Below are 26,303 nucleotides of genomic sequence, written 5' to 3' on the forward strand. Positions count from 1 at the left end.
GGGTATACACTATGCAGATCGATAAATTAAGAGGAAAAGAGCTTGATCAATTATTTCAAGCCGTCTTGTCATTAAAAAACATGGAAGAATGCTACCGCTTTTTTGATGATTTGTGCACGATTAATGAAATTCAATCGTTGGCACAGAGGTTGGATGTAGCAAGGATGCTGCGCGATGGAAATACCTATCACCGGATTGAAGCAGAAACCGGCGCAAGCACTGCCACCATTTCGCGAGTGAAACGCTGTTTAAACTTTGGTAACGATACGTATGAAATGGTTTTGGAAAGAATTAAAGAAGAAAATAGTGAAAAATAGGAATGAAGAGGCTGGGGTACAGCTTCTTTTTTTTGCCCCTTTTAGGCCTTGGTTAACATTTCTAAATGAAACATCACTGTTTTCTTTTTGATTCGATTGCGCTAGTGCTATAATGGTGTAATGGAAATTCGAATGGGAGGATTTTTGGATGTATGATTTTCGCGAGTGGCGCCATGTGTTTAAGCTTGACCCGAATAAAGAAATATCGGAGGAGCATTTGGAAAGAATTTGTGAATCCGGTACGGACGCGGTCATAGTCGGCGGAACAGATGGAGTAACACTTGAAAATGTCCTCGATTTAATGGCAAGAATTCGACGCTTTACGGTGCCGTGTGTATTGGAAGTTTCAAGCATTGAAACAATAACTCCTGGATTTGACCTTTATTTTATCCCGACGATCTTAAATAGCGAGGATTCAAAGTGGATCACAGGACTGCATCATCATGCGGTCAAAGAATTTGGTGATATTATGGATTGGGAAGAAATCGTCATGGAAGGTTATTGCATAATGAACAAGGACTGCAAAGCAGCGAAGCTGACCTCTGCCAATGCCGAAATAACGAATGATGATGTCCGGGCCTATGCGATGCTGGCTGAAAAAATGTTTCAGCTGCCCATTTTTTATCTTGAATACAGCGGTCAATATGGAAATGTCGATTTAGTTGCAGACGTTAAAAGAGTGCTAAATCAGACAACATTATTTTATGGCGGCGGGATAGCGACCCTTCCGCAGGCGGAAGAAATGTCCAAGCATGCGGATGTCATCGTGGTTGGAAATGCCATCTATGAAAATTTTGAAAATGCCTTAAAAACGATTAAGGCTGTTCGTTAATAAATTGCAATCAATTGAAAAAGAATGATAAAATAAGAACAAATGTTTGGTTTGGTGGGTGAAAAAATGCAATATTTATCTGAAAAACTATTAAGCGGCTTAAATCCAGAGCAGCAAAGTGCCGTTAAAGCAACCGACGGGCCGCTCCTTTTAATGGCCGGAGCGGGAAGCGGGAAGACAAGAGTCTTAACGCATCGAATCGCCTATTTAATTGTCGAAAAGCGAGTGAACCCATACAATATTTTGGCGATTACCTTCACGAATAAAGCTGCAAGAGAAATGAAGGAACGGATCGGGAAAATGATGGGCGGGGCAGCAGAAGAAATTTGGATTTCCACCTTTCACTCGATGTGTGTAAGAATTTTACGCAGGGATATCGACCGAATGGGCTTTAACCGAAATTTTACGATTTTGGATACAACGGACCAGCAATCGGTCATTAAAGGGATCCTTAAGGATAAGAATATTGATCCGAAGAAATACGATCCCCGGGCCATTCTCGGATCGATTAGTTCGGCAAAAAATGAACTCATTGATCCGGAGGAGTATGCAAAAACCTCCGGTGATTATTTCCAACAAATCGTCAGCGATGTTTATACAGAATATCAAAAGCGTTTACGGAAAAATCAGGCGCTTGATTTTGACGATTTAATCATGATGACCATTCAATTATTTAGAAGGGTACCGGATGTTCTGGAATATTATCAGCGTAAATTTCAATACATTCATGTCGACGAGTATCAGGATACGAACAAAGCGCAATATTTATTAGTTAAACTGTTAGCAATGCGATTTAAAAATCTTTGTGTGGTCGGGGACTCTGATCAATCGATATACAGATGGCGGGGAGCGGACATCGCCAATATTCTGTCCTTTGAAAAGGACTATCCAAATGCAGCCGTGATTCTATTAGAACAAAACTACCGCTCAACAAAAAGAATTCTTCTTGCAGCGAATAAAGTGATTGAAAACAACTTAAACCGCAAAGCCAAAAACCTTTGGACGGAAAATCCGGAAGGGAATAAACTTGTTTATTACCGCGCTGACAGTGAGCAGGGAGAAGCCCAATTTGTTGCCGGAAAAATCAAGGAATTATCCCGTGGCGGAAAGTATAATTTGTCTGACATTGCCATCCTTTATCGCACGAATGCACAGTCCCGTGTAATGGAGGAAGTCTTGCTGAAATCGAATATTGAGTATGCGATTGTGGGCGGTACTAAGTTCTATGACCGTAAAGAAATTAAAGATATGCTTGCCTATTTACGATTAATTTCAAATCCGGACGATGATATTAGTTTGCGGAGAATTATCAACGTTCCAAAGCGGGGGATTGGATCAACCTCAGTAGATAAAATCGCTGACTTTGCGGCCATGCATGATATCTCCATATTTAAAGCATTGGACTCGATTGAGCTGCTCGGCTTAAGTCCGAAAATTACCAAGGCTGCCCGCGAATTCCGTGATTTAATTCGAAATTATACACAAATGCAGGAATTTGTTTCTGTTACGGAGCTGGTAGAGGAGATTCTTGAAAAATCCGGTTACCGTGAAATGCTAAAGCTGGAGAAATCACTTGAAGCCCAAAGCCGCTTAGAAAACCTCGACGAATTACTATCTGTTACAAAAAACTTTGAGGACGCAAGTGAGGATAAGAGCTTAGTAGCGTTCTTAACTGACTTGGCCCTTGTAGCTGATATTGATTCAATGGATGAAGAAGGAGAAAAGGCTGATTCCATTGTACTCATGACCCTCCACTCGGCCAAAGGCTTGGAATTTCCAGTTGTCTTTTTAATTGGACTAGAGGAAGGAGTTTTCCCGCATAGCCGTTCCTTAATGGAGGAAGTAGAAATGGAAGAAGAGCGCCGCCTTGCCTATGTAGGGATTACAAGAGCGGAACAAAGCCTGTTTTTGACCAATGCCCAAATGAGGACCCTGTTCGGGAGAACCAATATGAATCCGCCTTCTCGCTTTATTAAAGAAATTCCCGAAGACCTTTTAGAGGGTGTGGAGACGAAAGCACCTAAAAGCACTCCATTCGGATCAAGAGGAAGCTCGTTTGGCTCATCCGGAGCAGGTTTTGGTACACCTGTTACAAGGAAACCAGTGATGCGGCCGGTTGCGAATACCACCGGCGGCGATGAAATCGGCTGGAAGGTTGGCGATAAAGCCGAACATGGCAAATGGGGCGTCGGAACGGTCGTAAGTGTCAAAGGTCAAGGGGAAGGAACCGAGCTTGATATTGCGTTCCCAAGTCCAACGGGCATCAAGCGTCTGCTCGCAAAATTTGCCCCGATTAAAAAGGCATAAGATTTGTAAGAGGAAAGGGCTGGCTATATGGATCTTCGAAATGCTGAACAAAAAATCAATGAATTAAAAAGCCTATTAAACCAGTATGGCTATGAATATTATGTGTTGGATAAGCCGTCAGTTCCAGATGCTGAATATGATCGCTTGATGAATGAATTGCTGGACCTGGAGGGGAAATTTCCGGAATTAAAAACACCTGATTCACCGACCGAGCGTGTCGGCGGTCCTGTGCTTGACCTGTTTGAAAAAGTGGAACACAAGACGCCGATGCTCAGTCTTGGCAATGCCTTTAATGAAGATGATCTGAAGGATTTCGACCGGCGTATCCGCCAAGCGGCTGGTGATGATTTTTCCTATGTTTGCGAATTGAAAATCGATGGCCTGGCGGTATCGCTTCGCTATGAAGACGGCCTGTTTATCCTGGGGGCTACCCGGGGAGATGGAACGATCGGTGAAGATATTACCGCAAACTTAAAAACCATTAAATCTATTCCGCTAAGATTGCGAGAAAACGTATCAATCGAGGTTCGCGGTGAAGCCTTTATGCCGAAGCGTTCTTTTGAAGCATTAAATAAGGCCAAGGAAGAACAAGGGGAAGAACCGTTTGCGAACCCGAGGAATGCGGCTGCAGGATCCTTAAGGCAGCTTGATCCGAAAATGGCTGCTTCGAGGAATCTTGATGTCTTTTTATATGGAATTGGCGATATTGGTGAAACAGGGGTAACCTCCCATAGTGAAGGGTTAGACTATTTAGACCAGCTCGGATTTAAAACGAATAAAGAGCGCCGGAACTGTGCGACAATTGATGAAGTCATTGACTATGTCAACAGCTGGGTGGAAAAGCGTCCGCATCTCCCCTATGAAATCGATGGGATTGTTATAAAAGTAGACTCGCTTGAACAACAAAGGGCGCTGGGGACGACAGCTAAAAGCCCGCGCTGGGCGATTGCTTATAAGTTCCCTGCGGAAGAGGTTGTTACCACGCTATTGGACATTGAATTAAGTGTAGGAAGAACGGGCGTAGTGACACCTACCGCTATTCTTCAGCCTGTAAAAGTAGCGGGAACAACCGTAGGCCGTGCCTCGCTTCATAATGAAGATTTAATTAGGGAAAAGGATATTAAAATTGGTGATAAGGTCGTGGTGAAAAAAGCCGGCGATATTATTCCGGAAGTCGTCAATGTCCTCGCCGGAGAGCGGACAGGTCAGGAAAAGGATTTTTACATGCCGACGCATTGCCCGGAATGTGAGAGTGAGCTCGTTCGTCTGGATGGTGAGGTAGCATTAAGATGCATCAATCCAAAATGCCCGGCTCAAATTCGTGAAGGCTTGATACACTTTGTTTCCCGTGATGCCATGAACATTGACGGACTCGGTGAAAAGGTAATCAGCCAGCTATTTGCGGAAAAATTGATCCATGATGTTGCCGATATTTATCAGCTTAAACAAGAGCAGTTATTAGCTCTTGAGCGGATGGGCGAAAAATCTGTTTCCAATCTTTTAAAAGGAATTGAGGCATCGAAAAACAACTCGCTTGAAAAGCTTTTATTTGGTTTAGGAATTCGCCATGTAGGCGCGAAGGCAGCCAAAACTTTGGCTATACAATTTGGCACAATGAGCAGTCTTGCCGCTGCCACGAAGGAGCAATTGCTTGCCATTAACGAAATCGGCGAGAAAATGGCGGAATCAATCGTTACTTTTTTCGAAATGGAAGAAGTAGGCCAACTGCTGCAAGAGTTAGTCGATTATGGAGTAAACATGGAATATAAAGGTGTTAAACCAACCACAGTCGCCGAATCTTCTTCTATTTTTGCCGGAAAGACGGTAGTGCTCACCGGTAAATTAGAGCAGCTTTCACGAAATGAAGCCAAGGAAAAGATTGAAGCCCTTGGAGGCAATGTGGCAGGGAGTGTCAGCAAAAAAACGCATCTCGTCATTGCCGGCGAGGATGCAGGTTCAAAGCTTGCTAAGGCACAGGATCTGGGAATCGAAGTCTGGGACGAGGAAAAACTGCTGGTTGAATTAAATAAATAAGAGGTGTTATAAGCCGTGAGAAAGCTCATGCTGCTTACTCTTTCATTTGTCTTTTTGCTTAGCGGATGTTCGCTCATTCAGAAGCAGAATGACGTTGTTCAAACAAAAGAAACAACAAAAGGGAAAGCAATTATACCAAAATATAATATTTCTGATAAATACTATCGGACGATTTTGCCATTTGAACCAGGACAAGCTCGCGGCATGACCGTCGCCAACCTGAATACTAGATATGATATTAATGAATTTGAAACGGGTTTACAAAGAATTGCCCAAAACACCTTTAGTACGGACAAATATTTCTTTCGTGAAGGTCAAGAAATTAAGCGCGACACGGTTCAACTATGGTTAAACCGAAAGTTCACAAAGGCGCAATTAAAAGCCAATAATCTGACCGATGCAGATAATATCGGTTTGAATCCGCTTGTAACGAATCCGGCCAATCCCACGCAGCCTATTTATTTGGCTCATATATTGGAGCATGATTACTTAACCAAAAGCTCTAATGGAACGGTTCATCTGGCTGGAGTCACAATCGGGCTCGCCTTGAATTCCATTTTTTATTACCAAACAGTCCAATATGGACCAACCTATGAAAGGAAAATTCCTTTTTCACAAATGGAAAGTCAGGGAAAGCAAATTGCTGCGGAAGTTTTAAAACGGTTGAGAAATATGAAGGATTTAAAGAACCTCCCGATTACGATTGCCTTATTTGAAACGCAAAGTAAATCGTCCGTCGTTCCTGGAAACTTCTTTGCCTATACGAACGTGGATCAGAACAGTTCCGCCATTGGCAGCTGGGAAAAGGTAAATGAAAAATATTATCTGTTTCCATCTACGGATGCCACGAATGACCATCGTGATGATGCAACTACCTTTTTAAACTTTAAGCAGGATGTTGAAACATATTTTCCAAACTACAATGGTGTCATTGGCAGAGCTTTTTATGTAGGAGACCAGTTGCAGGATCTCAATATCACTATTCCGATTCAATTCTATGGAAAAACAGAGGCAATTGGCTTCACTCAATATTTGACAGGCCTTGTCATGGAGAGATTTCCAAAATATATATCGGTTTCCGTCAGTGTCACCTCGGTTGACGGTCCGGAAGCTCTAATCGTCCGAAGGGCAAATGATACAGAACCCTTTGTATATATTTATTAGCAAGGGGGCTGTCCCAAAAGGTTCTTACCTTTATGGGGCAGCCTATTTTTTATGCCAAAATGTTCAAAAGGCTGAACATTGATACTCATAATCGATTCATGTAGAATGAAGGTTGTATGTAAACGTTTCCAATACATAGGAGGGGTAAGCAAATGGTACAGCCTTACAAACATGAACCATTCACTGATTTTACGATTGAAGAAAATCGCCAAGCCTATCTGAAGGGGTTACAAACAGTTGAAAGTTATTTAGGACAAGATTATGACCTTGTGATTGGCGGAGAAAGAATCTCGACTGATGAAAAAATTGTTTCTTATAATCCTGCTAATAAGGAAGAAGTAATCGGCCATGTTTCTAAAGCTAGCAGGGAACTTGCTGAAAAAGCGATGCAGGCAGCTGTTGAAGCATTCAAAACTTGGAAAAAAACAAAACCGGAAATGCGGGCAGATGTGCTGTTTAAAGCAGCCACATTGATTCGCCGCCGCAAGCATGAGTTTTCCGCACTTTTAACAAAAGAAGCAGGTAAACCATGGAAAGAAGCGGATGCCGATACGGCAGAAGCCATTGACTTCCTTGAATTTTATGCACGTCAAATGCTATTGATAAAAGACGGTGTTCGCGTTGAAAGCCGTCCGAATGAAGATAACCGTTATCATTATATTCCTCTTGGTGTAGGAATCATTATTTCTCCTTGGAATTTTCCATTAGCGATTATGGCTGGAACAACTGTCGCAGCCATTGTTACAGGTAATACCGTTTTATTAAAACCAGCTTCTACCACCCCAATTGTTGCAGCTAAATTTGTTGAAGTAATGGAAGAAGCCGGACTTCCCAAAGGTGTCCTAAACTTTGTTCCAGGCAGTGGCGCCGAAGTCGGTGATTATTTAGTTGACCATAAAGATACTCGGTTCATCAGCTTCACAGGTTCACGTGATGTGGGATTACGTATTTTTGAACGCTCATCCAAAATTAACGAAGGCCAATTTTGGATGAAACGTTTGATTGCTGAAATGGGTGGAAAAGATACCATCGTTGTCGACTCAGAAGCAGATCTTGAACTTGCTGCACAATCAATCGTAGCAGGAGCATTCGGATTCTCCGGTCAAAAGTGTTCTGCATGTTCTCGTGCAGTGATTGTTGAAGATGTTTATGATCAAGTATTGAATCGAGTAGTGGAATTAACCAATCCATTAACAGTGGGCGACCCAACAGACCAAGATACTTATACAGGTCCTGTTATCGACAACAATGCATTCAAAAAAATCATGGAATACATTGAAATCGGCAAGCAAGAGGGTAAATTAATGGCTGGCGGCGAAGGCGACAATTCTAAAGGCTTCTTCGTAAAACCAACTGTAATTGCTGACCTTGCACCGAACGCCCGCATTATGCAGGAAGAAATCTTCGGACCAGTTGTTGGTTTCACAAAGGCGAAAAACTTTGATGAAGCCATTGAAATTGCAAACAATACAGAGTATGGCTTAACAGGTGCGGTTATTACAAAGAACCGTGCCCACATGGAGCAGGCCCGCGAAGACTTCCATGTTGGAAACCTATACTTCAACCGTTCATGTACAGGTGCCATCGTAGGTTACCAGCCATTCGGCGGCTTCAACATGTCCGGTACAGATTCCAAAGCAGGCGGCCCAGACTACTTGCTGCTTCACATGCAAGCCAAAACAACATCTGAAATGTATTAATATATAAGGAAACGTAAAGAAGGGGGTCAGTCCCCCGCTGCTTTAGAGCAGCGGGGGACTGACCCCCTATGTTATAATTGAAATGCTCCTTTTTACCTAAATTAATCCAGTGAAACCAACATATGCTAAGGTGGATAATAGTTTTTATTAGGATGGGTAAAAATAAGGGGTACCATGAACATTAGTATTGGAGGGAACGGAGCGTTGCTGCCGCTTTATTTAATGCATGTTATAGCTGAACCACATCCAGAAAGTCTACCTTTGATTTGGTCGATATTCAGCTGTAATGTCTTTGTTGTTGTTGCTGGGATTATTTTTATTTATAAACTTTTTAAACAAAGAAATGTCGCTTTATCAGGGATTACATTCGGAATCGCCTTGGTAATTAACTATATTCTCATTGCCATATATGGAAGTATTTTTGATTTGCTTGGCTAGGGAAAAGGGGGAAATACTGTTTGAAATATTATCGTTTATGGGTAGTGGCCTTTTTATTAAAATTTATCGGGTCAGCTTGGGATGCTTCCTATCACTTTAAATATTTATTTGAGGAATACTCCATTCCTCATATTGTAAACTTTTTAGGTTTTGCTCTCGGCGGGTTTTTATTGTTTAAAGAATGGCGTCATTCGCACTATATGGATAGGTTTTCAAGAAACCTTATTACAATCGGATATGCCTTATTCTTAATTGGAATTCCGCTGGATTTTTCTTATCATATAAAATTTGGTATCGACTTAACCACATGGAGTCCCACTCATTTTGTTTATTACACTGCCACTGACATCATGATCATTGGTGTTTGGAGAGGTTATTTTAAATATACAGATACAGAAATCCCCACTTGGAAATCACTGCACACATGGTTTGCAATGTTCCTGCTTGAATGTCTGGTATTTCCCAATATGCAGCAGGAGAATGGAGCGATTTCGTATAATCAATATATCCATGGACATTCGATTGCCTCTAAAGAAATCCTGGAATTGATCTCTGATCCGGCATCGCAAATTTTTGGAGGCATTCCACAGTGGGTATATCCGATTTATTCCGTGCTAGTGGTGACTTTATTAACGGTCGTCGTCAACAGGCTGCTTCGGGATTATACCATCCCACTGATGGGTGCAGGTCTCTATATCCTGTTAAGATTTTTATATAAAACGGTTTTTTATGCCGTTCATTATCCTACATCCTATGTCCCAATCACCATTCTTTTCATTCCATTATTCTTTTTATTGTTTAGAAGAGACTACTGGCTTGCCGGACTCATTGGAAGTTTATTTTACTTCCTGCCATTGTATGCAATCAATCGGTTAGACCTATTGATTACCCCGCCTATTGAATTGTGGGAAGTGATCCCTGTCGCAGTGATTGGCTTATTTGTCCCAGTAATTGCTGCTAAAGTAAAACATTTACCAAACATACACAAAAAGAAACAACCAGCATAAAAAAGGGTGGCCCCAAAAAAAAAAATGGGCCACCCTTTCTGTATGAATGAGAAACAATCTGCAAAAATCACCGGATCGATCAATTACCGCTCATTTTATGACAATAATGTGAAGCTGTTCACATAATAAGGTCCAAAAGTGACGAACGTCACAATTTTTACGTCATGAGGAGATTACAATCTAACTATAGAAAAAACGATGATCGAAAAAAGATAGGGAGCGACCAATATGAAAAAACTCGTGATGATTGGGAACGGAATGGCCGGAGTGAGAACGATTGAAGAAATCCTGAAGCTTTCTCCGGACCAATTTGAAATCACCATTTTCGGGCAAGAACCATATCCAAACTATAATCGAATTAAATTATCAAATATATTGCAGGGCGATACCAGCTTTGAAGAGATCATTATCAATCCAGTAGACTGGTATAAAGAAAATAAGATTCAATTATATACAGGGGAAACAGTAGTCAAAATTGATGTCGATGCAAAAAGAATTGTCAGCAGCCAGGGCCGCGAAGTAAAATATGATGAATTGATTATTGCCACAGGATCCAACTCCTTTATTCTTCCTATTCCAGGTGCGGATAAAAAAGGTGTAACCGGCTTTCGTGACATCAGAGATTGTGAAATGATGATAAAATCAGCGGAGCAGTATAATAAAGCAGTTGTCATCGGCGGCGGGCTTCTTGGTCTTGAAGCGGCAAGAGGATTACTGAATCTTGGCATGAAGGTAGATGTTGTGCACTTAATGCCAGACTTGATGGAGCGACAACTAGACAGTACTGCATCAGCCATGCTGAAGAAAGAACTCGAAGCACAAGGTATGAATTTTCTGATGGAAAAACAAACGGTAGAAATTCTTGGAGACAATCGGGTAACAGGCCTGCGCTTTAAAGATGGATCTGAAATTGAAGCAGACTTGGTGGTAATGGCAATTGGAATTAAATCCAATACAGAGGTTGCCAAAAATAGCGGCCTTTATGTCAATCGCGGTATTGTCGTGAATGATTATATGGAAACAAGCGCTCCGAATATCTACGCTGTAGGAGAATGCGCCGAGCACAGAGAAATTGTGTACGGATTGGTTGCACCATTGTATGAACAAGGGAAAGTACTTGCAGGTCATCTTTGCGGAATGGAAATACCCTCATATAAAGGTTCTGTTACGGGAACACAGCTAAAGGTAGCAGGGGTTGATCTTTTCTCGGCAGGTGAAATTTTTGAAGACGAATCTACAAAAAGCATCAAGGTTCATAACGAATTTGATGGTGTTTATAAGAAGATAGTAATCCGAAATAACCGAATCGCAGGGATTGTTTTATATGGCGACACTAAGGACAGCACAAAGCTATTCCGGATGCTGACGAAAAAAGAAGATGTGAGCGGCATGACTTGCATTTCCATCCTGCAATCGGAATGTGGGGCCGGGGGCAGTGAAGATGTGGCCTCCATGCCAAATGATGAACTGATCTGCGGCTGTAATGGGGTCACCAAAGGTGCTATTGTTGAAGCGATTTCATTCCAAGGCCTGACCACCCTCGATCAAGTAAGCCACTGCACGAATGCCGGCCGTTCGTGCGGGCGTTGTAAACCAATGGTGAGCCAAATTCTCGCCCACACGCTTGGGGATAAATTTGATGCTGCAGCAGCACAAAAGGTGAGCCTCTGCGGCTGTACCACCTTAAGCCGTGATGAGGTAGTAGCCGAAATCAAAGCAAAAGGATTGACAAGCATAAAAGAGGTCATGAACGTGCTGGAGTGGAATAATGAAGAGGGCTGTACGAAATGCCGCCCTGCCTTAAACTACTATCTGGGCATGATTTACATGGATGCCTACAAGGATGAGCGTGATTCCCGACTAGTCAATGAAAAAATGCATGCCAACATCCAAAAGGATGGAACATACTCGGTTGTACCAAGAATGTATGGTGGAGTGACAACGGCACAGGATTTGATGAAAATTGCCGAGGTGGCAGAGAAGTACAATGTTCCATTAGTAAAGCTGACCGGCGGCCAGCGGATCGGTTTATTCGGTGTTAAAAAGGAAGACCTGCCAAGCATGTGGGAAGAGCTTGATATGCCATCCGGTTATGCATACGGCAAAACACTTCGGACCGTTAAAACCTGCGTTGGTGCCCAGTTCTGCCGCTATGGAACACAGGATTCGATGGCACTCGGAATTGAGCTGGAGAAAAAATTCGAACGCCTCGATACACCGCATAAAGTGAAAATGGGTGTTTCAGCCTGTCCAAGAAACTGCTCAGAGGCAGGAATTAAAGATATCGGCTTTGTCGGCATTGATGGCGGCTGGGAAATCTATGTTGCCGGTAATGGAGGTGTCGACCTCCGTCCCGGAGAATTACTGTGTACGGTGAAATCTCAAGAGGATGTTATGGAAATGACCGGAGCCTATCTGCAATATTATCGTGAAACAGCCAATTACTTAGAACGGACTTCCAAGTGGATTGACCGGGTAGGACTTAAACATGTTCAAGAGGTTTTGACGAATGAAGATATGCGCAAAGCCTTGAATGAGCGCATGGACCAAACCCTTAAGAAATACATTGAGCCATGGTATGAAGCGATTCATAGCGAAGAAATACAAGATAAATATTATAAAGTCCATACTATTCATGCCGGGAGTGATTCAAAATGATTGGAACGATAACACGTATCCCTGTTGCCAATTATTCAAATCTTAGGAATAGATCAGGCTATGCAATTAAGATCGATGAAACAGAAATTGCCCTTTTTAAACTATCAAACGGAGAGGTGTATGCGATTGAAAATCGCAGCCCTCATCCAAAGGGCGGGGTCCTTTCTGAAGGGCTGGTCAGCGGTCATTTCGTCTATTGCCCTGTCTATGACTGGAAAATCTCTCTGCTGGATGGGAAGGTCCAGGCGCCGGATGTGGGCCAGGTGCGGACATTTAAAATCGAAATTAACGAGGATATTATTTTTATCATTTTATAGAACAACATGAAGGGAAAGGAGGCGGAATGGATGAAAATAGGAAAAGTATTTTTAGTAGGGGCCGGGCCGGGAGATATCGGGTTAATCACCGTAAAAGGGCTGGATGCCATTAAACAGGCAGAGGTTATTTTATATGACCGGCTTGCCAATCCTAAACTTTTAGAGTTTGCAATGGAGAAATCTGAACTCATATACTGTGGGAAATTGCCTGACCGTCATATTCTTCGTCAAGAAAATATTAATGAGTTGTTAGTGGGTAAAGCGCTTGAAGGAAAAAGAGTTGTCCGTTTAAAAGGCGGCGACCCTGGTGTGTTTGGCCGCGTGGGTGAAGAAGCGGCGACTCTTGCCGAATATGAGATTCCATTTGAAATCGTCCCTGGTATCTCATCCGGGCTTGCCGCCCCCTTATATGCGGGGATTCCTGTCACCCACCGCGAATTTGCAGAATCATTTGCAGTCGTAACCGCTCATGATAAATCAGAAGATGGCAAGCCGATGCTGGATTGGCAAGGTCTTGCCAATGGTGTTGACACTATTGCTTTTTACATGGGGGTTGGAAACTTACCGTTTATTTGTGAAAATCTTATGAAACACGGAAAATCTGATTCCACCCCTGTTATATTGATTCAATGGGGCACATTTGGTCGGCAAAAGACATTGCAAGGGACATTGAAGGATATAGCAGTGAAAGCGGAGGTAGCAAAGTTCAGCAATCCTTCCATTATTCTCGTCGGAGAAGTGATTTCGCTTCGGGAAAAAATCAGCTGGTTTGAAAAAAAACCATTATATGGCCGTCAGATTCTTCTTGCTCGAACAAGCAGCAGCCGAAGCGAACTGGCAAAGGATTTAATGGTACAAGGCGCCGATGTCATTGAATTTCCAAGATGGAAAAAAACCACTGTTCATATCGATCTGGAAAAGGTACAATCCTATGATAAGATTCTGTTTGCCCAGCCGGAAAGTGTTCAGGAATTTTTTGAAGCGCTAATGGATAATCAAATCGATATTCGCAGTATTCGAGCCGATTTTTATGGGCCTTCTTTTAAAACCATTAAGGCATTAAATGGACGTGGATTTACGGCCAATCTGGCAGAAGAAATGTCTGGAGCAGGGAGTTTGCTGATTGTTGGAGACAATAGCGTTTTGAAAAATACCGCTAACTATGGTTTATTTGACTTGATGGTTACCAGTAAAAAAGAGCTGGATTGGCAGTTCATGCCAATTTTTAACCGAATGCTGGGAGAGGCCGAAATCGATACAGTGATTTTTCCTTGCAAGGCTTCGGTTGAACCATTTATCGAAAGCTTGCGGGAATGCGGTGTCCCGGCAGAGGAGTACTTAAACAAATTACAAGTGGTCTGCATGGGCCAGCAGACGTTGGCTGCGGCTGAAGCTGCCGGTTTGCAGCAGGCACGAATGCCAAAACAGGCACAAAGAACGGCACTCCTGGAATATTTAGCTGAAGTGTAAAACCTGATGTGAGGAGGTGGGACATGGAGAAAAATTATCCGATCATGCTGCAAATGGCAGGAAAAAAGGTTGTCGTGGTGGGCGGCGGAAAAGTAGCGGAGCGAAAGGTGTCGGGCTTGCTAGGAACAGGGGCGGTCATTACCGTAGTCAGCCCTGAAGCAACGGATACGATTCAGCGGCTGGCACTGGACGGCGACATTGTTTGGCAGGAGAGATTTTTTACAAAAGACGACCTTTTAGATGCGTTTATGATTTTTGCCGCTACCAATCATGCTGAGATTAATCAGTTTGTGAAAAATGCATCCGGCTCCAACCAGCTGTGCTCGATTGCAGATGATCCTGATGGTTCAGATTTCCATGTTCCGGCGAATTTTAAGCGGGGACGCTTGAGCATCAGTGTTTCAACTAGTGGGGCGAGCCCTATTCTAGCCAGGCAAATTTGTGCCCGGCTTGAAGAACAATTTGATGAAGCTTACGAGTGCTATCTGGAATTTCTTTTTAAAGCACGGCAGAGGATATTGAGAGAAGTAAAAGATCCAGCACTAAAAAGAAGCCTATTAACAGCAATTGTAGCTGAGGATTTTTTAAATAGTGAAAATCGGGAAGAAAAATTTAGGCAATTACTTGAAAAGGCGGATACCCTATGAGGTACCCGCCTTTATTGCATTTGCTCTTCAACCTGTAATCGGTCTTGCTTTCGTTTAAAAACAATTTTCGCAAGCATGATACTAATTTCATATAAGAGAATCAGCGGCACTGCTACCGAAAGATGTGAAATTAATTCAGGCGGCGAGATCATCGAGGCGATGATCACCAGAATGAAGTAAGCATATTTTCGAAGTTTAACGATTTTATAGGGATTGACGATGCCCAGAGTCGTTAAAAACATCATGACAAGCGGGAGTTCAAAAGCAATCCCGAAAGGCAATGTCATGTTAATTAAAAAATTGAAGTATTTATCAGCCGTAAATGATGTTGTCATCAAACCTGTGCCCAAGTTTAAGAGAAATCTCATGATGTTTGGAAAGATGAAAAAGTACCCGAATGAGAGCCCCCCAATAAAAAGGAAAAACAAGGCGGGTATATAGGCTAAGGCAGCTTTTCGTTCCACAGGCTTTAAGGCGGGTTTAACAAATATCCATATTTGCCAGGCGGCTACAGGGATGGTTCCGGCAACAGCAACAACAGCGGCAATGTGGAAATAAATCCAAATGATATCACTTGGCCCCAGCACCATCAGCTTATAGCCGAGATTCCCCATGAAAAAGAGATAGATATTTTTGACATAGACCAATCCGATTACTAGAAATAGTAGGAAAGCCAAAGCAGAAATGATTAATCTCTTCCGTAATTCACCCAAATGCTCAACTAAATTCTGTTCATTATCAGTCAAAATGCCAACCCTTCCTGTCAAAATAATCTTTATCTTGTTGAATTATATAACATCCAAGTTGTTTTTTCTATGAGGTTCGTCATATCTCATTTTTTATTTTCCGCATGGGGAATGAGGTAAGAAGGGATTTTTTACCTATTTTTATAAAAATTTCTGAAAAGTAGTTCCTTTTTTAGGTTTTGTGTTATATAATACAAAACGAGAGGTTAGATACTGTATTATAACAAAAGGCAGTGTTGATCGAATTGTTTGACTGGTTAATTTTGAATGATGAGTTTGCGGAGTTTTTACCATTATCAGGTTATGAGCTTTTATAAAGATTCAATAGATTGATAGGAGGATGATTAAAAATGACAAATTCAAGAGTAGCTAAATTGCAGGAAAGCTGGGAAATGGATAGCCGTTGGCAGGGGATTACGAGACCCTACACAGCGGAGGATGTCATCAAGCTTCGCGGTTCCATCGATATTGAACATACATTGGCGAAAAAGGGATCCGAAAAACTATGGAAGCTTCTGAACGAAGAAGACTATGTGAATGCCCTTGGCGCCCTCACAGGAAATCAAGCCGTTCAACAGGTAAAAGCAGGTCTGAAAGCCATCTATTTAAGCGGCTGGCAGGTCGCCGCTGATGCCAATCTCTCCGGCCATATGTATCCGGACCAAAGCTTGTATCCCGCTAACAGTGTCCCAAATGTGGTGAAGAAAATTAACCAGGCGCTCCAGCGTGCCGACCAAATCCATCATGCCGAAGGTGACAACTCGATTGATTGGTTTGCGCCCATTATCGCCGATGCTGAAGCAGGCTTTGGCGGTCAATTAAACTGCTTCGAATTAATGAAGGGCATGATTGAAGCGGGCGCATCGGGTGTTCACTTTGAAGACCAGCTCTCCTCAGAGAAAAAATGCGGCCACTTGGGCGGGAAAGTATTGCTTCCAACTCAGACAGCGGTTCGCAATCTGATCGCAGCCCGTTTGGCAGCGGATGTGATGGGGGTTCCGACCGTCCTTGTTGCTCGGACAGATGCGAATGCAGCCGATTTAATTACAAGTGATGTTGATCCAAACGATGCCGCATTCATTACCGGTGAACGGACTGCGGAAGGATTTTTCCGCACAAATGCAGGGATTGATCAGGCGATTGCCCGCGGCTTAGCCTATGCCCCTTATGCGGATCTAATTTGGTGCGAAACTTCCGAGCCGGATGTAGAGGAAGCAAGGAAGTTTGCAGAAGCGATTCATGAAAAGTTCCCTGGTAAACTATTAGCCTATAACTGCTCACCATCCTTTAACTGGAAAAAGAAACTGGACCAAGAAACGATTGCCAAATTCCAAGAAGAGCTCGGAAAAATGGGCTACAAATTCCAATTTGTTACCCTCGCCGGCTTCCACGCCTTGAATCACAGCATGTTCGAGCTTGCGCGCGGCTACAAAGAGCGGGGCATGGCGGCTTACAGCGAATTGCAGCAAGCTGAATTTGACAGCGAGCAATACGGCTACACCGCTACACGCCACCAACGCGAGGTTGGTACGGGTTACTTTGACCAAGTTTCAATGATCATCTCAGGTGGAACCTCTTCGACTACTGCATTGAAGGGTTCGACAGAGGAAGCGCAATTTACGAAAAAGTAAGCTGAAAATCCTTCTCCCTTGAATGGGGAGAGGGATTTTTTGCGTGTGAAATGAGGTTATCTACAAAAATTGGCTGGTTATCAACAAGATTTTGAATTTATCTACAAAAATCCAGTGTTTATCTACAATTTTTTAAATTTATCTACAAAAATTAGGAGTTTATCTACAAATCATCTCCCGCAGGAACTTTTTATTAACCAATTTCATAAACAGGAAGTAGCCCTTTTAATGGAGTTGATTTGTTTGAAAAAGCCATCTGTTGACGAGGTATTGCAGCAGGGGATTTACGGTCCAAAGGAAACCAAACCAGAGGAAAGGCGGAAATTTCTTGGAACATTACGGGAGCGAATTATCGTGGCCCTTAAGAAAAACCAAGTCGGGGAGAAAAACATTTATCCCCAAGTGGAGCAGGAAATGAAGAAGAATCCACATGCCCATTTATTTCTAAATGGCACAATGAACTATACGGATCTATCCAAATATGTGAAACTGGCAGGTAAATATAAAATTGCGCACACAATCGTGACCAACAAGGACAACGACACCGAGATCGGGTTAGTGCTGGCGATGGACCATGCGATTGATAAGGAAGAAATCTATATAAAAAGAAAAGCGTACTTTACACCGACAGATAAACAGAAAAAGAGCTTATTTGCAAAGCTCTTTAAACGAAAATAACGTTTGGCGCGTTCCAAACGTTATTTTTATTGCCAAAAAGCTAAGGAGTAGCTTTTGGTTGCTACTCCTTTTGACTCGATTTAATTTCCACAATTGCCTCTAAATCTATTTCAACATTGCCCTTTATAGCCCGACTGATCATACAGGAGCTTTCAGCTTTTTTAGCCAGCTTTATCGCCAATTCATAGTCTTTTTCAGACGCATCAGCTTTCAAAATAAGATGTGGACGATGAATAATCTTTTTATAAGTAAAAACGCCCTTTGTTACATCAACAATTGCTTCCGATTCCATCGTTAAACTTTCTTTTTCCAAGTGGCTCCGCTCCATCATTGCCGCAAGAGTGATAATATAGCAGGTGGACGCAGCCCCAAGCAGCATTTCATCCGGATTGGTGCCAATCCCAGGACCATCCATTTCAGGAGGGATTGAAACTTTTGTTTTTAAATTCCCGGCTTCAATCTCTCCCACATCATTACGCAATCCCGGCCAATTAGCTTTTAAATGAAAATGATGTTCTGCCATTCTGAGTTCCTCCTTTTGTTCAACTGCTTCTAGTGTAAAATAACGGATATTGCCTAATTTCTACAATGTTTGACTGCTTCCGCCTTTAATCAATCGTTTGATTAAAAATCGGCTAAACACCCTATTTCTATGGATTAATGCTCCATGGCATCTATAAATAATGTCGAGATAAGTACTCAAAACGATTCCCCAGATGTTTTTTGGCTGCTGGCTGGGATGCTCTCCGCTAACGATTGAATGTTTTTAGATACCTTTGAGCTGTATGTGAAATCTCCATAGCAGTATGGATAACGAAAATTATTTTTATCTCCGCCGCAAGTATAAATAGTTGGTTTTCTTTTCACTTGCAAAAGAGAGAACCTTTTCGCTAACTGCTCGCTATGTTTTCCACCGTGCTGTGCAACATAATCAATGTACCCTACGCCCATATTGTACGCTTGAAGGATGGTTGGAAAATCTACCTTTCTTTGTTTTCCGTAAAAAAAGGTACGCTGAAAATGTTTTACACCAACTTGAATGCTTTGTTTAGGGTCTTGAATAGTATTTCTCGCTAAACCAGCAGATTCTGAGGCCTGCATCGGGTCTCCGCCATGTCCGTGACTCTCCTGCTGCATTAGCGCAATCAGGACCGTCGTGTAATTTTCTAAATGATATTTTGCCAATTCATCGTGAATAAGCGGTTGATATTTTTTTACATCTGCGAAGGGATCACTTTTCATTTTGGTGACGGTATCCGACATTAGATGGTAAATAATGTAAAAAGTGAAACTAAATACTAATAGGACGAAAAGGGTTCTGAACTTCTTCCGTCTTCGTTTCATACCATTGACACTCCAATTTTTCTTTTTCTTCTAAAAACATTATAAGGCAGATAAATAGAAGTCCCAAATTTGGAGTTCAAAGATATGAACTTTTTTGACAAGGACTGCCAAATTTCCCCTTTAATCAAACGTTTGATTGAAAATGGAGAAAACTATTGGCAGCCGAGGTTTTTAAGAATTAATTAAGCAATAAATTTGTCGGGATTTGGAAAGGTTAAAGGTGATAAAAGTGACCATAAAAGGTTTAAATCATTTTTTATTCTCGGTATCAAATTTAGAGAAATCGATTGAATTTTACCAGAATGTGTTTGAGGCAAAGCTGCTGGTTAAAGGGAGAACGACAGCTTATTTTGATTTGAACGGGATGTGGCTTGCTCTTAATGTGGAAGAGGGCATTCCTCGTAATGAAATCAAAGATTCCTATACACATATTGCTTTTTCAATCGATGAAGCTGATTTCCTAAAAATGTACGAGAAACTGAAGGCGCTAAATGTAACCATTCTTTCGGGCCGCCCCAGGGATGAAAAAGATAAAAAGTCCATTTACTTTACCGACCCGGATGGTCATAAGTTCGAATTCCATACAGGGACATTGGAGGATCGATTGAACTATTATAAACAGGAAAAGGGACATATGGAATTTTTTAAATGAAAACGCTTTATTTATCTAAAAATTATCACAATTTATTATATTAAAAAAATATAATTTTTATATCTAATTTTATCCAATTATTGTTTGAAAACATTGATTTTATCAATAATTATTAAAGATTTTTAAATTAGAATAAAATGAATATTTGACAATTATAAAATCTTAAAATATTATTATAGTATAGAAAAAGGAGGTATACTGATGTCTACATTAAGAAAAGAGAAAAATCTTGAAAGCGCTTCAACAGGAAGCTTAAATAGACAGAAGATTGTACAAAGCGTTCCGCAAAAGGGCTTTTTTGGTCACCCTAAAGGATTATTTACATTATTCTTCACTGAATTCTGGGAGAGATTCTCTTATTATGGAATGAAAGCAATTCTTGTTTATTATATGTATTATTCCGTATCAAAAGGCGGTTTAGGTATTGATCAACAGACAGCAATTGCGATTGTATCTGTTTACGGATCATTAGTATATATGTCCGGTATTATTGGCGGATGGATTTCAGATAGGATAACTGGTTCCACTAAAGCTGTATTTTACGGCGGAATCTTAATCATGTTTGGTCATATTGCTTTATCTGTACCAGGAAGCATGACCATGTTCTTTGTTTCAATGGTTCTAATTGTACTTGGTACTGGATTGCTAAAACCGAATATTTCAACTGTTTTAGGTGAAATGTATGACATTAGTGACGCACGCCGCGATGCAGCGTTCAGTATATTCTACATGGGTGTTAACCTTGGTGCCTTCGTTGCACCACTAGTAGTTGGATCAATTGGAATGAGCTATAATTTCCACGCTGGATTTGGACTTGCTGCCATTGGTATGTTCTTGGCGTTAGTCGTCTATATTGCTACAAAGAAAAAGAATCTTGGCCTTGCCGGTACTTTTGTTGCCAATCCGCTGCCTGCGGCAGAAAAGCAAAAAACATTTACTAAAATTGGTATTTCTGCAGTTGTTGTTATTGCATTAATTGTTGTTGCGGCTATTACTGGTACTTTAACAATTGCATCATTTATTAACCTTGTTGGAATCTTAGGCTGTATTATTCCAATCCTTTATTTCCTAACTATGTATCGCAGCAAGAAAACAACTAAAGAAGAACGTTCTCGTTTAATTGCTTATATCCCGCTATTTATTGCATCTGTTATGTTCTGGTCGATCGAAGAGCAAGGTTCCACGATATTAGCAACCTTTGCTGATCAAAAGACCCAATTAAATTTTGCTGGAATGCACATTAACCCAGCTTGGTTCCAGTCGTTAAACCCATTATTCATCATTGTGTTTGCACCAATTCTTGGATGGTTATGGGTGAAGCTCGGCAACAAGCAGCCAACTTATACTCAAAAGTTTGGATTTGGACTATTGTTAGCCGGATTGTCATTCGTGGTGATTCTAGTTCCGGCGTTGATTGGTGGTGCACATGCACTAGTAAATCCATTATGGCTTGTGCTTAGCTACTTTGTTGTATCAATTGGTGAATTGGCCTTGTCTCCAGTTGGACTTTCAGCAACAACAAAACTCGCGCCTTCTGCCTTCTCAGCTCAAATGATGAGTCTATGGTTCTTATCAAATGCTGCAGCTCAGGCGCTCAATGCACAACTTGTTAAATTCTATACTCCACAAAACGAAATGGCTTATTTCGGAACGATTGGAGTTGCATCAATCGTTTTATCATTAATCTTATTTGCCATTTCACCAAAAATGCAAAAGTTTATGGCAGGGGTCAAATAAACGCTTTCAAATTAAAAAGCATCCTAATAAAAACTACGGAGAAAATCGTCTCCGTAGTTTTTTGATTAAATATTTAGTGAAAATTCAATCTAAAAATGCGTTCTATTGCCTATAATGGATGAGGAATCATTGCGGCAAAGCGGAAAAGTCTGTTATTATCAATATTAAATGAATCATGATAGAAGGGATTGGAGGTACTGAAATGTCACGTATTTCAAATGATCAGGTCAAGCATGTTGCCAACTTGGCAAGGTTAGCGATAACAGAAGAAGAGGCTGAGAAGTTTACCAAGCAGCTTGATGCGATTATAACATTTGCCGAACAATTAAATGAGCTAGATACCAAAAATGTAGAGCCTACATACCATGTGCTGGACATGAAAAATGTGCTGCGCGAGGACATCCCGCAAAAAGGATTGCCGCGTGAAGAAGTATTAAAAAATGCGCCAGAGCATCAGGACGGCCAAATCAAAGTTCCGTCTATTTTGGGAGAGTAAGGAGTGCTTAGCAAGTGAGTTTATTCGATTATAAAGCAGCCGACCTGCAAGAGCTATTACATAAGAAAGAACTAAAAGTATCCGACCTTGTCGAAGAATCATTTAAACGAATTGGTCAAGTCGAGGACAGGGTCCAGGCCTTTTTAACATTGGACGAAGAGCGTGCAAGACAAACAGCGAAGACATTTGATGAAAAACTGCATACGGATGATTCCAGGGGCTTGCTTTTTGGAATGCCAATCGGATTAAAGGATAATATGGTCACGAAAGGTTTGCGCACTACTTGTGCCAGCAAAATCCTCGAAAACTTTGACCCGATTTATGATGCGACAGTTGTTCAGAAGCTACAGCAAGCAGAAACAATCACGATCGGGAAGTTGAACATGGACGAGTTTGCGATGGGATCATCCAATGAAAACTCCGCCTTCCAAAAAACACGCAATCCGTGGAATCTTGATACGGTGCCCGGAGGGTCTTCTGGCGGTTCGGCTGCCTCTGTTGCGGCAGGAGAAGTGTTGTTTTCTCTTGGCTCTGACACAGGCGGTTCCATTCGTCAGCCTGCCGCCTTTTGTGGTGTTGTTGGCATGAAACCAACCTATGGACGAGTATCCCGTTTTGGCCTTGTTGCCTTTGCATCATCGCTTGATCAAATTGGGCCTATTACGAGAACGGTCGAAGACAATGCCTATCTCTTACAGGCCATTTCCGGTTTGGATCCAATGGATTCCACATCAGCCAATGTGGATGTTCCCAACTTTGTGGGTGCTTTATCCGGTGATATAAAAGGTTTAAAAATTGCCGTGCCGAAAGAATATCTTGGCGAAGGCGTCCGGGATTCCGTGCGTCAATCGGTGTTAGCTGCATTAAAGACTCTTGAAGGCCGTGGGGCAGTTTGGGAGGAAGTATCACTGCCGCACTCCAAATATGCTTTGGCTGCCTATTATTTGCTTTCTTCATCAGAAGCATCGGCTAACTTAGCTCGTTTTGACGGTGTCCGCTATGGTTACCGGACTCCGGATGCCGGAAACTTAATGGAATTATATAAAAAGACGAGAGCAGAAGGATTCGGGGATGAAGTGAAACGGCGGATTATGCTCGGAACCTTTGCCTTGAGCTCTGGCTATTATGACGCTTACTATAAAAAAGCCCAGCAGGTCCGAACTTTGATCAAACAAGATTTTGAGAATGTTTTTGAAAAATATGATGTGATTATCGGCCCGACAACGCCGACACCGGCTTTTAAAATCGGTGAAAATATCGATGACCCGTTAACGATGTATGCGAATGATATTTTAACCATTCCTCTGAATCTTGCAGGTCTGCCGGGAATCTCCGTTCCATGCGGCTTTGATGACGGGCTGCCGCTTGGTTTGCAAATCATCGGAAAACACTTTGATGAAGCATCTGTTTATCGGGTAGCGCATGCATTTGAACAGGCAACTGACTTTCATAAAGAGAAGCCGGAATTATAGGGGGTGAAGACGATGGAATTTGAAACTGTGATAGGACTTGAGGTCCATGTTGAATTGAAAACCGACTCGAAAATCTTTTCGGCGAGCCCAAACCATTTTGGTGCCGAGCCGAACACAAATACGACTGTAATTGATCTAGGCTATCCTGGCGTATTGCCCGTCCTTAATAAAAAGGCCGTAGAATACGGGATGAAGGCTGCAATGGCATTGAATTGTCAGGTGGCGACTCATACGAAGTTTGACCGGAAGAACTATTTTTACCCGGATAATCCGAAAGCGTATCAGATTTCCCAATTTGACAAGCCGATTGGGGAGCACGGCTGGATTGAGATAGAGGTCAATGGCTATACGAAAAAGATCGGCATAACCCGGATCCATTTGGAAGAGGATGCCGGCAAGCTGAACCACGAAAAAGGGTATTCCTTATGTGATTACAATCGTCAGGGAACACCTCTTGTTGAGATCGTCTCTGAGCCGGATATCCGTACGCCGGATGAGGCCTATGCATATTTGGAAAAATTAAAATCGATCATTCAATATACAGGAGTTTCTGATTGTAAGATGGAAGAAGGCTCGCTGCGCTGCGATGCCAATATTTCGATTCGTCCCGTAGGACAAGAAGAATTCGGTACGAAGACAGAATTGAAAAACCTAAACTCCTTCAATTTTGTCCGCAAAGGGCTTGAATTTGAAGAAAAGCGCCAGCGGGAGGTTGTTTCTTCCGGCGGTACAATTGATCAGGAAACACGCCGATTTGATGAAGCAACGGGTGCGACGCTGTTGATGCGGGTGAAAGAGGGCTCGGATGACTATCGATACTTCCCTGAGCCGGACTTAATGGATTTATATATTGATGACGAGTGGAAGGCACGGATTCGTGCTGAAATCCCTGAACTGCCGGACCAACGTCAAAAGCGGTATGTAGAAGAGCTTGGCTTACCGGTGTATGATGCCAAGGTGCTTACGGTAACTAAGGAAATGGCAGATTTCTTTGAAGCGACTGTAAATGCCGGAGCAGATGCAAAAATGGCATCCAATTGGATGATGGGTGATGTTTCCGGGTATTTAAATGCCGAGGGAAAAGAATTAGACCAGGTTGCTCTAACATCTGAAGGGCTGGCAAGCATGATCAAGCTGATTGATAATGGCACGATTTCATCGAAAATCGCCAAAACAGTATTTAAAGAGTTGATTGAAAACGGCGGCGATGCCGAGCAAATTGTGAAAGCGAAGGGGCTCGTGCAGATTTCCGATGAAGGAACCCTGTTAAAAATTATTTCAGAGGTTTTGGATGCCAATCCACAATCCATTGAGGATTTTAAAAATGGTAAGAATAAAGCGGTCGGTTTCCTTGTTGGGCAATTGATGAAAGCGACAAAAGGCCAAGCAAACCCGCAGATGGTCAATCAATTATTACAGCAAGAATTACAAAAACGATAATTTTTTTAGGCTGTCTCAAAAGGGTCTGACCCCCTTGCTCAACATCCGATATATAGTAGCTTTTACGATGAGTTCAGCTATATATTAATGTTGTGGGGTCTGACCCTTATGTTTGCAGACAGCCTTTTTTTATGAGTATTTGTCGAAACAATTCTCGACATTGTTTGCTTCATTTCCCAGGAAAAAAACCTTTATTGGTAAGCCTTGCTTGATTTTTAATCAAACGTTTGATTGATAGGGAAATAGGATAATTCCTGACGAATCTTGCTAGATTGGCGGGATTGTACAGGATTCGCTAAGGATTAAACTTGAAGCATTGGTCTATTACTAACGATACGACAATTATTTTATAAACATTAAGCAGGAAAGCCTTTATTGAAAAGGGATACTGGCCTTTTTAATCAAACGTTTGATTAGTTAGGGAAAGAGAGAAATTCAGCGAATTTCCATGGTAACGGTCAAAGGAGAGCCGCTGCATTGCCCGAGAAGGCTCAATTTTCTTGGTAACGGTCAAAGGAGAGCCGCTGCATTGCCCATGAAGCCTCAATTTTTATGGTAACGGTCAAAGGAGAGCCGTTGCATTGCCCATGAAGGCTCAATTTTCATGGTAACGGTCAAAGGAGAGCCGCTGCATTGCCCATGAAGGCAAAATTTTCATGATAACGGTCAAAGGAACGTCGCTGCATTGCCCATGAAGCCTCAATCTTCATGATAACGGTCAAAGGAGAGCCGCTGCATTGCCCATGAAGCCTCAATTTTTATGGTAACGGTCAAAGGAGAGCCGTTGCATTGCCCATGAAGGCTCAATTTTCATGGTAACGGTCAAAGGAGAGCCGCTGCATTGCCCATGAAGGCAAAATTTTCATGATAACGGTCAAAGGAACGTCGCTGCATTGCCCATGAAGACTCAATCTTCATGATAACGGTCAAAGGAGAGCCGCTGCATTGCCCATGAAGGCAAAATTTTCATGATAACGGTCAAAGGAGAGCCGTTGCATTGCCCATGAAGCCTCAATTTTCATGCTAACGGTCAAAGGAGCGCCGTTGCATTGCCCATGAAGCCTCAATTTTCATGCTAACGGTCAAAGGAGCGCCGTTGCATTGCCCATGAAGCCTCAATTTTTATGATACCGGTCAAAGGAACGCCGTTGCATTGCTCATGAAGCCTAAATTTCTTCCACCGGTGCAAAGAACCCGACTCGCCTCGCTCTTATAG

The 26,303-nt window shown here is 42.1% G+C and carries 22 protein-coding genes; 19 read left to right on the forward strand and 3 right to left on the reverse strand.

What is annotated here, in order from left to right; genetic code table 11:
* Positions 1–11 precede the first annotated feature (11 nt).
* The 12 genes from ACZ5XR_RS00280 (at position 12) to ACZ5XR_RS00335 (ending at position 14,891) form a co-directional block, all read left to right on the forward strand.
* Positions 12–317 carry a YerC/YecD family TrpR-related protein gene (locus ACZ5XR_RS00280; protein WP_464499748.1) on the forward strand — a complete coding sequence of 102 codons (306 nt, stop codon included), beginning with the start codon at positions 12–14 and terminating at the stop codon, positions 315–317.
* A gap of 148 nt (positions 318–465) precedes the next feature.
* Positions 466–1,149 carry a heptaprenylglyceryl phosphate synthase gene (gene pcrB, locus ACZ5XR_RS00285; protein ID WP_464499749.1) on the forward strand — a complete coding sequence of 228 codons (684 nt, stop codon included), beginning with the start codon at positions 466–468 and terminating at the stop codon, positions 1,147–1,149.
* A gap of 66 nt (positions 1,150–1,215) precedes the next feature.
* Positions 1,216–3,456 carry a DNA helicase PcrA gene (gene pcrA, locus ACZ5XR_RS00290; RefSeq protein ID WP_464499750.1) on the forward strand — a complete coding sequence of 747 codons (2,241 nt, stop codon included), beginning with the start codon at positions 1,216–1,218 and terminating at the stop codon, positions 3,454–3,456.
* 27 nt (positions 3,457–3,483) lie between these two features.
* Positions 3,484–5,490, forward strand: a complete 2,007-nt coding sequence (ligA, locus tag ACZ5XR_RS00295; RefSeq protein WP_464499751.1) for an NAD-dependent DNA ligase LigA — start codon at positions 3,484–3,486, stop codon at positions 5,488–5,490.
* Positions 5,491–5,505: 15 nt separating this feature from the next.
* Positions 5,506–6,654: a CamS family sex pheromone protein gene (locus tag ACZ5XR_RS00300; protein ID WP_464499752.1), complete on the forward strand. Its 1,149-nt coding sequence runs from the start codon at positions 5,506–5,508 to the stop codon at positions 6,652–6,654.
* A gap of 152 nt (positions 6,655–6,806) precedes the next feature.
* Complete coding sequence (gene pruA, locus ACZ5XR_RS00305; RefSeq protein ID WP_464499753.1) at positions 6,807–8,354, forward strand: L-glutamate gamma-semialdehyde dehydrogenase; 1,548 nt, start codon at positions 6,807–6,809, stop codon at positions 8,352–8,354.
* Between the two features lie 174 nt (positions 8,355–8,528).
* Positions 8,529–8,792, forward strand: coding sequence for a hypothetical protein (locus ACZ5XR_RS00310; RefSeq protein ID WP_464499754.1), 264 nt, complete (start codon positions 8,529–8,531; stop codon positions 8,790–8,792).
* A 20-nt stretch (positions 8,793–8,812) separates the two neighbouring features.
* Positions 8,813–9,799 carry a hypothetical protein gene (locus ACZ5XR_RS00315; protein ID WP_464499755.1) on the forward strand — a complete coding sequence of 329 codons (987 nt, stop codon included), beginning with the start codon at positions 8,813–8,815 and terminating at the stop codon, positions 9,797–9,799.
* A 228-nt stretch (positions 9,800–10,027) separates the two neighbouring features.
* The gene (gene nirB / locus ACZ5XR_RS00320) at positions 10,028–12,457 is read left to right on the forward strand and encodes a nitrite reductase large subunit NirB (RefSeq protein ID WP_464499757.1); all 2,430 of its coding nucleotides are present in this window, start codon (positions 10,028–10,030) and stop codon (positions 12,455–12,457) included.
* Positions 12,454–12,774, forward strand: a complete 321-nt coding sequence (nirD, locus tag ACZ5XR_RS00325; protein ID WP_464499758.1) for a nitrite reductase small subunit NirD — start codon at positions 12,454–12,456, stop codon at positions 12,772–12,774. The genes nirB and nirD overlap by 4 nt, the downstream gene beginning before the upstream one ends.
* A 30-nt stretch (positions 12,775–12,804) precedes the next feature.
* Positions 12,805–14,244 (forward strand): uroporphyrinogen-III C-methyltransferase, encoded by a 1,440-nt coding sequence (cobA, locus tag ACZ5XR_RS00330; RefSeq protein WP_464499759.1) that lies wholly within the window; start codon positions 12,805–12,807, stop codon positions 14,242–14,244.
* Between the two features lie 23 nt (positions 14,245–14,267).
* On the forward strand, positions 14,268–14,891 hold the full coding sequence (locus tag ACZ5XR_RS00335; RefSeq protein ID WP_464499760.1) for a precorrin-2 dehydrogenase/sirohydrochlorin ferrochelatase family protein: 624 nt from the start codon (positions 14,268–14,270) through the stop codon (positions 14,889–14,891).
* A gap of 11 nt (positions 14,892–14,902) precedes the next feature.
* Here ACZ5XR_RS00335 and tatC read toward each other — a convergent pair whose 3' ends face one another.
* Complete coding sequence (gene tatC / locus ACZ5XR_RS00340) at positions 14,903–15,637, reverse strand: twin-arginine translocase subunit TatC (RefSeq protein ID WP_464499761.1); 735 nt, start codon at positions 15,635–15,637, stop codon at positions 14,903–14,905.
* A gap of 350 nt (positions 15,638–15,987) precedes the next feature.
* Between tatC and aceA the strand changes: the two genes are divergently transcribed.
* Entirely contained in the window at positions 15,988–17,268 is a 1,281-nt protein-coding gene (gene aceA, locus ACZ5XR_RS00345) for an isocitrate lyase (protein ID WP_464499763.1), read from the forward strand.
* Positions 17,269–17,511: 243 nt separating this feature from the next.
* The gene (locus ACZ5XR_RS00350; protein WP_464499764.1) at positions 17,512–17,946 is read left to right on the forward strand and encodes a YueI family protein; all 435 of its coding nucleotides are present in this window, start codon (positions 17,512–17,514) and stop codon (positions 17,944–17,946) included.
* Positions 17,947–18,007: 61 nt separating this feature from the next.
* On the opposite strand, the gene ACZ5XR_RS00355 is transcribed toward ACZ5XR_RS00350, so the two are convergent.
* Positions 18,008–18,469, reverse strand: coding sequence for an OsmC family protein (locus ACZ5XR_RS00355; protein WP_464499765.1), 462 nt, complete (start codon positions 18,467–18,469; stop codon positions 18,008–18,010).
* Between the two features lie 176 nt (positions 18,470–18,645).
* A complete protein-coding gene (locus tag ACZ5XR_RS00360; protein WP_464499766.1) occupies positions 18,646–19,290 on the reverse strand; it encodes a lysozyme family protein in 645 nt (214 codons plus the stop codon).
* 229 nt (positions 19,291–19,519) lie between these two features.
* On the opposite strand from ACZ5XR_RS00360, the gene fosM reads away from it, so the two are divergent.
* From fosM to gatB, 5 genes are all read left to right on the forward strand, one after another.
* Complete coding sequence (fosM, locus tag ACZ5XR_RS00365) at positions 19,520–19,942, forward strand: FosM family fosfomycin resistance protein (RefSeq protein ID WP_464499767.1); 423 nt, start codon at positions 19,520–19,522, stop codon at positions 19,940–19,942.
* A gap of 201 nt (positions 19,943–20,143) precedes the next feature.
* Entirely contained in the window at positions 20,144–21,679 is a 1,536-nt protein-coding gene (locus ACZ5XR_RS00370; RefSeq protein WP_464499768.1) for a peptide MFS transporter, read from the forward strand.
* Between the two features lie 202 nt (positions 21,680–21,881).
* Entirely contained in the window at positions 21,882–22,175 is a 294-nt protein-coding gene (gatC, locus tag ACZ5XR_RS00375; protein ID WP_464499769.1) for an Asp-tRNA(Asn)/Glu-tRNA(Gln) amidotransferase subunit GatC, read from the forward strand.
* 14 nt (positions 22,176–22,189) lie between these two features.
* Positions 22,190–23,647 carry an Asp-tRNA(Asn)/Glu-tRNA(Gln) amidotransferase subunit GatA gene (gene gatA / locus ACZ5XR_RS00380; protein ID WP_464499770.1) on the forward strand — a complete coding sequence of 486 codons (1,458 nt, stop codon included), beginning with the start codon at positions 22,190–22,192 and terminating at the stop codon, positions 23,645–23,647.
* Positions 23,648–23,659: 12 nt separating this feature from the next.
* Positions 23,660–25,087: an Asp-tRNA(Asn)/Glu-tRNA(Gln) amidotransferase subunit GatB gene (gene gatB, locus ACZ5XR_RS00385; protein WP_464499771.1), complete on the forward strand. Its 1,428-nt coding sequence runs from the start codon at positions 23,660–23,662 to the stop codon at positions 25,085–25,087.
* The last annotated feature ends 1,216 nt before the right edge of the window (positions 25,088–26,303 follow it).

It is taken from the genome of Neobacillus sp. Fa239 (assembly GCF_055395235.1).

Coding starts and splice junctions, on each gene's coding strand:
- ACZ5XR_RS00280 (WP_464499748.1), top strand. CDS start 12: ATGCAGATCGATAAATTAAGAGGAAAAGAGCTTGATCAATTATTTCAA.
- pcrB (WP_464499749.1), top strand. CDS start 466: ATGTATGATTTTCGCGAGTGGCGCCATGTGTTTAAGCTTGACCCGAAT.
- pcrA (WP_464499750.1), top strand. CDS start 1,216: ATGCAATATTTATCTGAAAAACTATTAAGCGGCTTAAATCCAGAGCAG.
- ligA (WP_464499751.1), top strand. CDS start 3,484: ATGGATCTTCGAAATGCTGAACAAAAAATCAATGAATTAAAAAGCCTA.
- pruA (WP_464499753.1), top strand. CDS start 6,807: ATGGTACAGCCTTACAAACATGAACCATTCACTGATTTTACGATTGAA.
- ACZ5XR_RS00310 (WP_464499754.1), top strand. CDS start 8,529: ATGAACATTAGTATTGGAGGGAACGGAGCGTTGCTGCCGCTTTATTTA.
- nirB (WP_464499757.1), top strand. CDS start 10,028: ATGAAAAAACTCGTGATGATTGGGAACGGAATGGCCGGAGTGAGAACG.
- nirD (WP_464499758.1), top strand. CDS start 12,454: ATGATTGGAACGATAACACGTATCCCTGTTGCCAATTATTCAAATCTT.
- cobA (WP_464499759.1), top strand. CDS start 12,805: ATGAAAATAGGAAAAGTATTTTTAGTAGGGGCCGGGCCGGGAGATATC.
- ACZ5XR_RS00335 (WP_464499760.1), top strand. CDS start 14,268: ATGGAGAAAAATTATCCGATCATGCTGCAAATGGCAGGAAAAAAGGTT.
- aceA (WP_464499763.1), top strand. CDS start 15,988: ATGACAAATTCAAGAGTAGCTAAATTGCAGGAAAGCTGGGAAATGGAT.
- ACZ5XR_RS00355 (WP_464499765.1), bottom strand. CDS start 18,469: ATGGCAGAACATCATTTTCATTTAAAAGCTAATTGGCCGGGATTGCGT.
- ACZ5XR_RS00360 (WP_464499766.1), bottom strand. CDS start 19,290: ATGAAACGAAGACGGAAGAAGTTCAGAACCCTTTTCGTCCTATTAGTA.
- ACZ5XR_RS00370 (WP_464499768.1), top strand. CDS start 20,144: ATGTCTACATTAAGAAAAGAGAAAAATCTTGAAAGCGCTTCAACAGGA.
- gatC (WP_464499769.1), top strand. CDS start 21,882: ATGTCACGTATTTCAAATGATCAGGTCAAGCATGTTGCCAACTTGGCA.
- gatB (WP_464499771.1), top strand. CDS start 23,660: ATGGAATTTGAAACTGTGATAGGACTTGAGGTCCATGTTGAATTGAAA.